Consider the following 12,219-nt stretch of genomic DNA (forward strand, 5'->3'; position numbering starts at 1 on the left):
GGCGAGCGGGCGCGCATCCACTTTGGTACACGTTATGCCTTGGATAGCGGTATCATCTTGAGCGCGGCAACCAGCTATGACGGCATCGGCGCTGACGATTATGAAAGCATTGGCGTTCAGCTGCAGATGGAAATGTCGTTCTAAGCAGCACGACCAAAACTAAATCGAGCAAAAGGGCGAAGGTAATCTTCGCCCTTTTGTTGTTTCAGGGTCATGTTTTTCGATCGTGAAGTGGAATTTGCCCCTTTGACCGTTGAAAACGTTGGGTCATATCGATCTTGCCGCATGCACGGACACTTCACAAAGCAGCAAACTAGGTTATCGTCGCCAGAAAGCTTTTGGGAGGAAGTGTTTTGCAAGATCAAGAACGTCCATGGACGGCCTTTTATGGCCCGTCTGTTCGCAAGACCATTGATGCCCCGCAATACCGGACGATTGGTGACTTTATCAGTGCCACAGCTGATGTGTATGGGGATCTGCCTGCCTTCACGGCCTGCCTGCCCAACGGCATGAACGGCACTTTGACCTACCGCCAAGCCGATGAGATGTCAGATGCGATGGCCGTTTATTTGCGCGAGGTCGCAGGCCTGAACGCAGGGGACCGTGTTGCAATTCAGCTGCCCAACGGTCTGTCCTATCCGATTGCCGCCATGGGCATCTTCAAGGCTGGTTGCGTTTTGGTAAACATCAACCCGCTTTATACCGCCGAAGAAATGGTCAAGCAGTTCAAGGATGCCGAACCCAAGGCCATCTTTATCGTTGATATGTTCGCAGACAAATTGGCCGAAGCTGTCAAAGAATTCGCTATTCCGACAGTCATCGTGACCCGTGTCGCCGAATACCTGCCTGCAATGCCAAAGGCGATTGTGGGACTCGTCCAGAAGTACTGGGATAAAACGATCCACCCCATCACAATTCCGCATATCCGCCTGCCAGATGCCGTGGATGCAGGGCGCATGTCGAAAAAGACGCTTGATAAGGGGCTCGAAGCTTATCGCAGCATGATCGATCCTGATGATGTGGCTTGCCTGCAGTACACAGGCGGCACGACGGGTGTGTCGAAAGGCGCGATGCTGACCCACACGAATATCTTGATGAACATGGAACAAACCATGGAGCTGATCCCGAACCTTGATAAAGGGAAAGAGGTCGCTCTGACGGCATTGCCACTTTATCATATCTTTGCGTTCACGGTGAATTTCCTAGGGTTCTATTCGATCGGCGCGCACAATATCCTGATCCCGAACCCGCGCCCCCTAAGCAACCTCAAACGCGCATTCGAGAACTACAAGATCACTTGGATGAGCGGTGTGAACACCCTGTTCAACGGTCTGAACGGCGAGGTCTGGTTTCAAGACACGCCGCCCAAGCATCTGAAATTCGCGTCTGCAGGCGGCATGGCCCTACAAAGCGTCGTGGCGGAGCGTTGGGAGGCGGTCACTGGCAAATCTGTGCTAGAAGGCTACGGCCTGACTGAATCATCGCCAGTTTTGACGTTTAATCCATTTGGCAAAACCCGCCTGAACTCTATCGGTGTGCCGCTACCTTCGACGGATCTGAAATGCGTTGATGAAGACGGCAAAGATGTTCCGCAAGGCGAACCCGGCGAATTGATCGCCAAAGGCCCGCAGATCATGAAGGGTTATTGGAACAAACCCGAAGAAACCGCCAAGACCATCCAGAACGGCTGGCTTTTGACTGGTGATATCGGGGTTATGGACGAAGACGGTTATTTCCGCGTGGTCGACCGCAAGAAGGACATGATCCTTGTGTCTGGCTTTAATGTTTATCCTAACGAAATCGAAGACGTGATCGCGGCCCACCCCGGTGTGGAAGAGGTCGCTGTCATCGGCGTGCCGGACGGCGCCTCGGGCGAGGCAGTCAAAGCCTTTATCGTCAAGCGCGACGAGACCCTGAATAAGGACGCCGTGCGCGCTTACTGCAAAGAGCATCTGACGGCCTACAAAGTTCCCAAGACGGTCGAATTCCGCGAAGAGTTGCCTAAATCGAATGTCGGAAAAATCCTGCGCAAAGACCTGCGCGCAGAAGAACTCAGCAAAGCGGAGGGTTAAGCAATGGTTGGACCACTAGAGCAAGCCATTCTGGCCTTGATGATTTTTGTGATCATGTTGGGGATGGGCGCGTCCCTGACGCCGCGTGATTTTACGCTCGCCCTAAAGCGGCCTTACGGATTGATGATTGGTGTTGTATCGCAATACGGATTTATGCCGCTGATCGGTTTTATCCTTGCGTCGACTTTGCCTGTGTCCGACCCGATCAAGATCGGCATTTTGATCATGGCTTGTATGCCGGGCGGGACCACTTCGAACATCTTTACATACTTTTCAAAAGGTAACCTAGCGCTGTCTGTCTTGATGACCGTAACATCGACCGTCTTTGGCGTGATCCTGATCCCGATTGTTCTGGTGGTTTATGCCGGCGCGCTTGATCTGGATATCCCGCGCGAGAATATCATTGCGACGCTCGTGTTGCTGCTGGTGCCTGTGGCAATCGGCATGGTGTTGCGAAAGTTCAATTCCAACGTAGGTGCGGTGACCGAATTCATGGGATCTATGCTCGCGATTTTCTTCATTCTATTTTTGATCGTGTCATGGATTCCACGCAATTGGGAATTCCTGCTGACGACGACATGGGCCACATACTTTGGATCTGTCGTGCTTGGCTTGTTCGGCTTTGCGTTGGGTTATGGGTTTTCCATCTTGCTGAAATTGCATCCACGCAATGCACGCACTGTGGCCCTTGAAACGGGCATCCAGAACGGTCCACTAGCCATTGCGATTATTGCCTTCACGTTTGCGGGCACCGAGGCGCAAGCGATCATGGCTGTGCCGGTCCTATATTCCCTGTTTATCGTGATCACGTCGACAATGGTGACGCTTTGGTTCCGTCGCGTGAACACTGCGAATGAACAGCCATTACCGAATGGATTGCTTTAGGGGCGAAGGTGCAGCGTGAAAACGACTATCTTTGGACTAGACTTTAGTGCAAATACGCGCGTCAGTGGCCCATTAATCTGATTTGCCATAGAACGAAGCAGGGAAGAAAACATGCACGAATGGTGGCGCAGTGCCGTAATTTACCAAGTCTATCCGCGATCATACCAAGATGATGACGGCGATGGTGTCGGCGATCTAGCGGGCATCACGCGGCGGTTGGATTATATTGCGTCGCTTGGCGTGGATTGCATTTGGCTATCGCCGATTTTCGCCTCGCCGCAGGCAGATATGGGATATGACGTCTCTGACTATTTGGCAGTTGATCCGTTGTTCGGCGATCTGAACGCCTTTGACGAACTGATAGAGGCCGCCCATGCGCGTGGCCTGAAAGTCATCGTGGATCAGGTTTTGTCGCACAGCTCTGATCAGCATGAGTGGTTCAAAGAATCCCGCAAGGACCGCACGAACCCAAAGGCGGATTGGTATGTTTGGGCCGATCCACTACCTGACGGTGCACCGCCTACGAACTGGCACAGCCACTTTGGGGGTCCAGCTTGGGAGTTTGATCCGGGCCGCGGCCAGTATTTCTTGCACAATTTTCTTGCCTCGCAGCCGGACCTGAATTTCCACAATCCTGATGTGATCGATGCAATCCTCGAGACCTGCAAGTTCTGGCTTGACCGTGGTTTGGACGGTTTCCGCCTTGATACGGTGAACTACTATTTTCACGATCAGAAACTGCGGTCCAACCCGCCTGCACAAGCCAAACCGCAAGTCATGGCCACCGATCTTTATGGGATGCAGAACAATATCTACAACAAGACGCGCCCTGAAAATCTAGCGTTCCTGGAGCGGCTGCGCGCGCTGACCGACCAGTACGAAGACATCATGATGGTCGGCGAAGTCGGGGAAATGGGGCGTCGTTCTATCGAGATAATGGGCGAATACACGGCGGGCACAGACCGTCTGCATATGGCCTATAGCTTTGCTATGTTGGGACCGGATTTCAACGCGGAACACTTCCGCAACTGTATCGAAGGTTTCCAGACGGGCGCGCCTGATGGTCACCCTTATTGGTCATTTAGCAACCATGATGTCCCCCGCCAAGTTTCGCGCTGGGCTGAATACTCTGTGTCCGAGGATGCGATGGCCCGTCTGGCCTGCGCAATGCTGATGTCGTTCGAAGGCACCATTGGTATTTATCAGGGTGAAGAACTGGGTCAGACTGAAACCGAACTGGTTTTCGAGGAGCTGACCGACCCGCCCGCGATCCGTTATTGGCCTGCCGTCAAAGGCCGTGATGGATGCCGCACGCCGATGGTTTGGGAAAAAGACGCAGCCAATGCTGGCTTTTCGACGGGGAAACCGTGGCTGCCAGTGAAAGCTCCGCAAGCGGCCAAGGCTGTCGATCAGCAGGGTGAGGGCAGTATTCTGGCCTACTACACAGACATGATCGCCTACCGCAAAGCCAGCCCTGCGCTGACACACGGCAAGACCGCTTTCATCTCTTTGCCGGAACCTTTGTTGGCATTTACACGCACTTCGGATGAGCAAATGCTGACGTGCGTTTTCAACCTGTCCAAAGATACGCAAACCATTCCGATGTCCAAAGCATCAGCGATAGCCGTCGGAAACGCGGCGACTTTGAAGGGTGGCAAGTTGACCTTGGAAGGCAACGGTTTCGCCTACCTAACCTAAGCTTTTTACGTCCCAGATGTCGTTCATGTAGCCTTTGATCGTGCGATCTGACGAAAAGTAGCCGGATCCAGCGATGTTGCGCAGGACTAGACGGTTCCAATCGTCTGGCTGCGCGAAAAGGCTGTCCACTTGTGATTGGCATGCCAGATAGCTATCGAAATCTGACGCGACCAAGAACGGATCATGGTTCCAGATCGCATCGACCAACCCGTTGTGGCGGGTTTTGTCATCGGGGCTAAAGCGTCCTTCGACAATCATTTGCAGAATGTCTTGCAATGATTGGCTGGCTTGAATCGCCTGACGGGCGTGATCGGGAACCTGATAACGGGCTTGGACCTCTACTGCGGTCATGCCGAACAGAAAGAAATTCTCAGGCCCTACATGCTCGCGAATTTCAACGTTGGCCCCGTCTAGCGTGCCAATGGTTAGTGCGCCGTTCATGGTGAACTTCATGTTGCCGGTGCCTGACGCCTCTTTGCCCGCAGTTGAAATCTGCTCCGACAGATCGGTCGCGGGGATCAAACGCTGCGCCATTGAGACGTTGTAGTTGGCAGGATAAATTACTTTTAGCAGATCACCGGTTACCGGATCGTTGTTGATCGTATGGGCCACGTCATTGATGAAATGAATGATGTCTTTGGCGATGAAATAACCCGGTGCCGCTTTGCCGCCAAAGATCTTCACCCGCGGCGTCCAATCGCCTGTCGGGTTGGCGCGAATAGCGGACCAACGCGCGATTGTTTCGAAGATATTGAGCAGTTGACGTTTGTATTCATGGATACGTTTGATCTGCACGTCGAACATCGCATCAGGGTTGATCGCGACACCTAACGTGTCAGCGGTCCAATTGGACAAGGCGACTTTGTTTGCGCGCTTGGCCGCTCCCAAAGCGTCGCGTAGGTCGTAATCTTCCTCGTGCGCCAGGAGTCCTTGCAGTTTGTCCAAATCGCTTTCCCAGCCTGCGCCGATGACATCAGTGAGGACTTTGGACAGGGCAGGATTGGACAGCTTGATCCAGCGGCGCGGCGTGACACCATTGGTTTGGTTTACGATTTTCGCAGGGTAAAGTCCGTCGAGGTCCGCAAAAACGGTCTCTTTCATCAAGTCCGTATGCAGGGCGGAAACGCCGTTCACGTGCGAGGCCATCACAAAAGCCAGCGTGCCCATGTGCACTTGGTCATGCAACACAATGCCCAGATCGGGCGTGCAACCCGTTGCCGCACGGTGCTCTGTGTCGATCCGTTCGATGATATCCATGTGGCGGGGTAAAACGCGCCCCATCAGCCAAGTGGACCATGTTTCCAACGCTTCGGGCAAAAGTGTGTGGTTGGTGTAGTTCAAACAACCAGATGCGATGCGTTTCGCGGTGTCCCAGTCAAGCCCATGCACGTCGGTCAACAGCCGGATCAGTTCTGGACCAGCAAGGGCAGGGTGGGTGTCATTCAGTTGGATCGCGACCTTTTGAGGTAGCATTTCAAGGTCGTCATATTCACTGAGGAACCGGCGCAGAATATCCTGCAGCGCGGCGGACGTCAGGAAGAATTCCTGCTTAAGGCGCAGCTCCTTGCCCGTATCGGTCGTGTCCTCTGGGTATAGAACGCGCGACAAAGTGCGCGCCAAGGCTTCGGGCGCAGCGGCGGCGGTGTGATCGCCCGCGTTAAAGCGTTCAAGGTCGAAATGTTCGGTCGGATGCGCACCCCAAAGGCGCAGCGTATTTGCCCACCCACCTTGCCAGCCGATCACGGGCATGTCGTAGGCGCGGGCAAAAACAGTCTCGGACGGGTGCCATGTGGCGTTTTCGTCAACGAACCCTTTGAAAGGAATTGTATAGCGGGCCTCTGGCCGCTCGAATTCCCACGGATGCGGTTGGTTCAGCCAATCTTCGGGGTGTTCAACCTGACGGCCGCCTTCGAACTTCTGGCGAAACAGGCCGTGTTCGTAGCGGATGCCATAGCCGTAAGCGGGGCAGGCCAGCGTTGACATGCTTTCAAGGAAACAAGCTGCTAGTCTTCCCAAGCCACCATTGCCAAGGGCCGCATCCGGTTCGTCTTCGATCAGATCGGCGATGGAAATACCCTCTGCGTCCAGCACCTGCGCCACGGTGTCACGTAGATTAAGGTTCACCATTGCGTCCTCGAGGATGCGACCGATCAGAAATTCCATCGACAGGTAGTAGACCCGTTTACCCTGCGCTTGATAGGTCTTGCGGGTTGCTGCGAACCACGGTTCCACAATCAAGTCGCGCACGGCATAGCTGACGGCCATGCGCCAGTCATAAAGGCTGGCGTTGGGTTTATCCTTGCCCAGCGTATAGGTCAGATGCTGATCAATGCGCACGCGCATTGCCTCAGCAGATAAGTCATGCATCACGCTCACGAAAACCTCTTTGTCGTCTAGTTTGCCTGCGAATGATCGGCGTTAAGTTACAACGTCCGGATCAACCCGCCCTGTCATAGCAGTTAAATCAGACAAGGCCAGTGCAGCGCCACGCACTTGCGCCAAAACGGTTCCGGGTTCCAGATGCAAACGATCTGGGTCAGTTTCCAACTGCTCAAGATAAATCCGGATTGTCGCCCCTTGGGTGCCTGTGCCGGATAGTCTGAATACGGCCCGCGCACCGCCAGCGAATGCGATCCGAATGCCTTGGCCTGCTGATGTCGATCCGTCGACGGGATCAAGGTAGGAAAACTCATCTGCATTTTCGACTGTCATCCCGCCGACCGCTTTGCCACCCAGCGATGGCAATGCTGTGCGCAATGCATCGACCATCGCATGCGCTTTGTCGCTATCCACATCTTCGTAATCAAGGCGGGCATAATAGCAGCGCCCGTGTGCGGCCCAAAGATCACCCATGAGATCAGCCACTGATTTCTTGGTTTCTGCCAGAATATTCAGCCACAGCAAAACGGCCCAAAGCCCGTCCTTTTCGCGGACGTGATCAGACCCTGTTCCAGCACTTTCTTCGCCACAAAGCGTGACTTTACCAGCGTCCAGTAGATTGCCGAAGAACTTCCAGCCTGTGGGTGTTTCAAAGCATTCAATCCCTAGGCTTGCCGCAACACGGTCCACCGCCCGAGATGTCGGCATAGACCGCGCGACACCGGACAGGCCGCTGCTATAGGCAGGAGCAAGATGTGCCTTTGCGGTCAATAACGCTAAGCTATCAGAGGGCGTCACGTAAGCGCCGCGTCCCACGATCATATTGCGGTCACCGTCGCCATCAGAGGCCGCGCCGAAATCAGGCGCGTTTGCACCCAACATTTTATCCATCAGTTCCTTTGCCCAAATCGGGTTTGGATCGGGATGCCCGCCACCGAAATCCGGGCTTGGCATACCGTTGATAACGGTTCCTTTGGCGGCGCCCAATTCGCCTTCGAGAATGGCATATGCATAGGGTCCTGTGACGGCATGCATTGCGTCAAAGCACATCGTAAACCCACCCGCGAACAGCGCGCGAATTTTGTCGAAATCAACGATGGTTTGCATCAATGCAGCGTAGTCCGCGACTGGGTCGACGATTTCGACCGTCATGTCCTCAAGAGTTTGGGTGCCGATGGTCCCCAAATCGACATCATCGGCCGCGATGATCTTGTAGAAATCCAGCGTTTTGGTGCGCTCAAAAATCTTGTCTGTCACGGCTTCGGACGCGGGGCCGCCATTCGGCCCGTTATATTTCAGGCCAAAATCGGCGTCTGGTCCACCCGGATTGTGGCTGGCCGACAGGATCAGTCCGCCACCTGCTTGGCGTAGTCGGATCAGATGCGACGCGGCAGGTGTCGATAGAATACCACCCTGACCTACGATGCATTTGGCCGCATCATTTGCCGCCGCCATTCGCAAGATAATCTGGATTGCGCTATCGTTGAAATAACGACCGTCGCCGCCAACAACGAGGGTCTTGCCTGCAATGCCGCCTATACCGTCAAAGATCGCCTGCACATAGTTTTCCAGATAATGCGGACGCTTGAAAACTGCAGTTTTCTTGCGAAGCCCGCTTGTTCCCGGTTTTTGCCCGTCAATCGGAGTGGTCCGAACGTTTTGCATCGGCATGTCTAGTCCTCCATGGTCTCTTGTGAAAATACCACGACACTGTCGGCGGCCACCAGCATTCCTAGCGTGACCTTAATCGCGTCGTCCTGGCTGGTATCAAAGCGGCGTACCCAAGTGTCACCACTTGGTAAATCCGGTGGTGCAATCTCGACGGCGTCGCCTCGGTTCAAGACGACCAGCAATGCCCCTTCGCGTTTGACGTATTCGGGCGACCCTGACGCCATACGCATTTCAGCCACCAGCGTATCAAGGTCGGGATTATCCCAATCTTCTTGACGCATCGGATCACCGTTAGACTGACGCCAGAACAAATCAGGTTCGCCGTCCACCAGTCGCTGGCGCGAATGCAGGAAACGTGTTTGCCGCAACAGCGGGTGCATTTTACGAAAGGCAATTGCCTGCTGGCAAAAGGTGAAGAAAGGATCACCTTCTTCCGGCCAATTGACCCAACCGATCTCGTTGTCTTGGCAGTAGGCATTGTTGTTGCCACCTTGCGAATTGCTAAGTTCGTCCCCCGCAAGGATCATTGGGGTGCCCTGCGACAACAACAACGTGGCCATCAGGTTGCGTTTTCGGCGCATGCGCGCGGCCGAGATTTCTGGATCGTCAGTTGGCCCCTCAACCCCCATGTTGTCGGAATGGTTGTTGGAATGTCCGTCGCGGTCATCCTCGCCATTGGCCAGATTGTTCTTGGCGTTGTAGCTAACCGTATCTTGCAGCGTGAAACCGTCGTGGGCCGTCAGAAAGTTTAAAGATGAGGTCGCGGCCCGCCCGTCGTGGTCGAAATACGGGGCAGAGCCGACCAAGCGTTCGGCGACATCTTTGACCATGCCGCGATTGCCACGCCAGAATTCACGCACGTTATCGCGGTATTTGTCGTTCCATTCGGCAAATGGCGCAGGGTAGGCGCCCAACTGATACCCGCCCGGTCCAATGTCCCAAGGCTCTGCGATCAGTTTTACGCGGTTCAGAACCGGGTCTTGGCCAATGGCGCGAAAGAACGGCCCGTCGCGTTCAAACCCGCGCGCAGTGCGCCCAAGAGCCGAGCAAAGGTCAAAGCGGAACCCGTCGACATGCATGACCTCGACCCAGTATCGCAGGCTGTCCATAACAAGGCGGATGACAAAGGGGTTTTCGAAATCAAGCGTGTTTCCGCAACCTGCGTCGTCGATGTAATAGCGTGGATTATCGGCCAAACGGTAATAGCTTGCGTTATCCATGCCACGGAACATCAACGTCGGGCCCATCTCGGACCCTTCAGCTGTATGGTTATAGACCACGTCCAAGATCACTTCGATGCCTGCAGAATGGAAACGGCGCACCATCTGCTGAAACTCTGCAATATCAGCGCCCTGCATGTAGCGTGGGTCGGGGGCAAAGAACCCATAGGTCATATAGCCCCAGTAGTTCGTCAAACCGCGATCCAGCAGAAATTTCTCGTTTAGGAACGCTTGGACGGGCAGCAGTTCAACGGCTGTGACGCCAAGGTTATTGAGGTGCTCGAGGATCGGATCAGAGGCCATTGCCAGATAAGTGCCGGGGTTTGGAATGTCGCTGCGACCAGCGGTCAGGCCTTTGACGTGGGCCTCGTAAATGATCGAGCTTTCAAGCGCATGCCGTGGTTCTGCGGCGTTGTCCCAGTTGAACGTGGGATCAACAACAATACTGCGCGGCATGAATGGCGCGCTGTCGGTTTTGCTGAAACTCAGGTCTTTGTCCTTATGACCCGTCTGATACCCAAACATTGAGCTGTCCCATTTCGGGTGGCCCGTTAGTTGTTTGGCATACGGATCAATCAGCAATTTGTAGGGATTGAAGCGGTGACCTTCATCGGGCGTATAAGGGCCGTCCATCCGAAAGCCGTATTGCTGGCCCGCTTTCATGCCCGGAAAATAACCATGCCACACGTGGCCTTCGCGTTCGGGCAATGTGATGATTTGGTTCTCGTTCCCGTCTTCGTCAAACAAGCAGAGCATTACCTTGGTCGCATGTTGTGAAAACACCGCAAAGTTCACGCCGTCCGCGTCTACCGTTGCACCCAAAGGTGAGGGCAAGCCAGGGCGTGTTTCAAAGGGGCCTACGTTCAAGATTGCGCCTCGGTCCAGCTTGCATAGATCGTCTTGTAGGCCGCGGCAGAGGTTTCCCAGCCGACGGGTTGTTTCATCGCGTTGGCTTGCATGGTTTTCCAAGTTTTTGGGTCGTCATAAAGATCGCACAGGCGGCTAAAAGCGTTCGTCAAAGCGGGCGCATCGATAGGGAAGAATTGTACGCCTGTCGCCACGCCGCGGGCCAAGGCCGCGGGCGATGCGTTGATGACAGTATCGGCCAACCCACCCGTCAAAGCGACCAGGGGCAATGTCCCGTAGCGCAGGCCGTAAAGCTGGGTCAGCCCGCAGGGTTCAAACCGTGACGGCACTAGAACGACGTCGCCACCTGCCATCATCTGATGCGAGAGCGCTTCGTTGTAGCCGATTTTGACCGACAGGTTTTCATTGACGTCTGCCGCTTCGAGCAGCGCAACTTCTAGCTTTGGATCACCTGATCCCAGCAATGCGACCTGTCCGCCGCGCGCCAGCAATGTCGGAAGTGCGTCCAGAAAAAGGTCGATGCCTTTTTGTTCGGTCAGGCGGGATACAAGTACACAAAGTGGGCCTTCTGATTGCCCCAGCCCAAACGTCTTGCGCAGTGCTTTCTTGTTGGCCGCTTTGCCAGTAGCGGTTTTGTAGGGCTTTATGTTGGGGTCAGTCGCAGGGTTCCACACCGCCAGATCAATCCCGTTTACAATGCCCGTAAGGTCCGCTTGCCGTGCGCGCAGCACACCGTCCATGCCGATCCCGAATGCGGGTGTCAGCAATTCTTCGGCATAGGTTTGCGATACGGTTGTGATCTTGGCAGCACCCACAAGCCCTGCCTTTAGGGCAGAAATCTGTCCCCAGAATTCAAAATGCTCGGGCGTGAAACGTGCGGCATCCAGTTCAAGTGACTTAAGCCTGTTCGATGCCGTGTTTCCGTGAAACGCAATATTGTGGACCGTAAAGACAAACGGCACATCCACGCCTAGCGCGTGCAAATACTCTGGTGTCAGCCCAGCCTGCCAATCGTGACCATGCACAATATCAGGGGTCCAATCGCCGACGCCGTCTGCCGCAATCATCGCAGCAACTTTGCAAAGGGCTGCAAACCTTTCGGGATTATCGGGCCAGTCTTTGCCTGTCGCATCGCCGTAGATCGCGCCGTCACGGTCATAAAGATGTGGGGCATCTAGGATCAGCAGGTCAAGGCCCGCAACCTGACAGGCGCGCAACTTTGCAGTCCCGCCGAAAAGGTTTTTATAGGTCGCAACGGTTTTTGCTTTTCCGATCTGCCCCAGCACAGTGCGATAGCCGGGCAAAAGCACCCGCACTGCAACACCGTGTTCGGCCAATGCGATCGGCAACGCGCCTGCCACATCAGCCAGCCCGCCGGTTTTCACCAGCGGGGCACATTCAGACACAACGAAAAGCGCTTTGGTCAT

General features: G+C 54.7%; 7 protein-coding genes. 3 read left to right on the forward strand and 4 right to left on the reverse strand.

What is annotated here, in order from left to right:
• Nucleotides 1-353: 353 nt before the first annotated feature.
• From QZ197_RS10240 to QZ197_RS10250, 3 genes are all read left to right on the forward strand, one after another.
• Nucleotides 354-2,072, forward strand: coding sequence for an AMP-binding protein (locus QZ197_RS10240; protein WP_296431826.1), 1,719 nt, complete (start codon nucleotides 354-356; stop codon nucleotides 2,070-2,072).
• Nucleotides 2,073-2,075: 3 nt separating this feature from the next.
• The gene (locus QZ197_RS10245) at nucleotides 2,076-2,957 is read left to right on the forward strand and encodes a bile acid:sodium symporter (RefSeq protein ID WP_296431827.1); all 882 of its coding nucleotides are present in this window, start codon (nucleotides 2,076-2,078) and stop codon (nucleotides 2,955-2,957) included.
• Between the two features lie 111 nt (nucleotides 2,958-3,068).
• Nucleotides 3,069-4,655, forward strand: a complete 1,587-nt coding sequence (locus QZ197_RS10250; protein ID WP_296431828.1) for an alpha-glucosidase — start codon at nucleotides 3,069-3,071, stop codon at nucleotides 4,653-4,655.
• Here QZ197_RS10250 and QZ197_RS10255 read toward each other — a convergent pair.
• From QZ197_RS10255 to glgA, 4 genes are all read right to left on the reverse strand, one after another.
• Entirely contained in the window at nucleotides 4,647-7,022 is a 2,376-nt protein-coding gene (locus tag QZ197_RS10255) for a glycogen/starch/alpha-glucan phosphorylase (protein ID WP_296431832.1), read from the reverse strand. The genes QZ197_RS10250 and QZ197_RS10255 overlap by 9 nt on opposite strands.
• 51 nt (nucleotides 7,023-7,073) lie before the next feature.
• Nucleotides 7,074-8,705, reverse strand: coding sequence for an alpha-D-glucose phosphate-specific phosphoglucomutase (locus QZ197_RS10260; RefSeq protein WP_296431829.1), 1,632 nt, complete (start codon nucleotides 8,703-8,705; stop codon nucleotides 7,074-7,076).
• 2 nt (nucleotides 8,706-8,707) lie between these two features.
• Nucleotides 8,708-10,792: a glycogen debranching protein GlgX gene (glgX, locus tag QZ197_RS10265; RefSeq protein WP_296431830.1), complete on the reverse strand. Its 2,085-nt coding sequence runs from the start codon at nucleotides 10,790-10,792 to the stop codon at nucleotides 8,708-8,710.
• Nucleotides 10,789-12,219 (reverse strand): glycogen synthase GlgA (glgA, locus tag QZ197_RS10270; RefSeq protein ID WP_296431831.1); only part of this gene is annotated, 1,431 nt, incomplete at its 5' end. The genes glgX and glgA, both read right to left, overlap by 4 nt.

It is taken from the genome of Yoonia sp., from assembly GCF_017854415.1.
In the GTDB taxonomy this organism is placed as follows: Bacteria; Pseudomonadota; Alphaproteobacteria; order Rhodobacterales; family Rhodobacteraceae; genus Yoonia.

What these genes read in the sequence shown, in the direction of transcription:
- QZ197_RS10245 (WP_296431827.1), top strand. Translation starts at nt 2,076, where the DNA reads ATGGTTGGACCACTAGAGCAAGCCATTCTGGCCTTGATGATTTTTGTG.
- QZ197_RS10250 (WP_296431828.1), top strand. Translation starts at nt 3,069, where the DNA reads ATGCACGAATGGTGGCGCAGTGCCGTAATTTACCAAGTCTATCCGCGA.
- QZ197_RS10255 (WP_296431832.1), bottom strand. Translation starts at nt 7,022, where the DNA reads ATGCATGACTTATCTGCTGAGGCAATGCGCGTGCGCATTGATCAGCAT.
- QZ197_RS10260 (WP_296431829.1), bottom strand. Translation starts at nt 8,705, where the DNA reads ATGCCGATGCAAAACGTTCGGACCACTCCGATTGACGGGCAAAAACCG.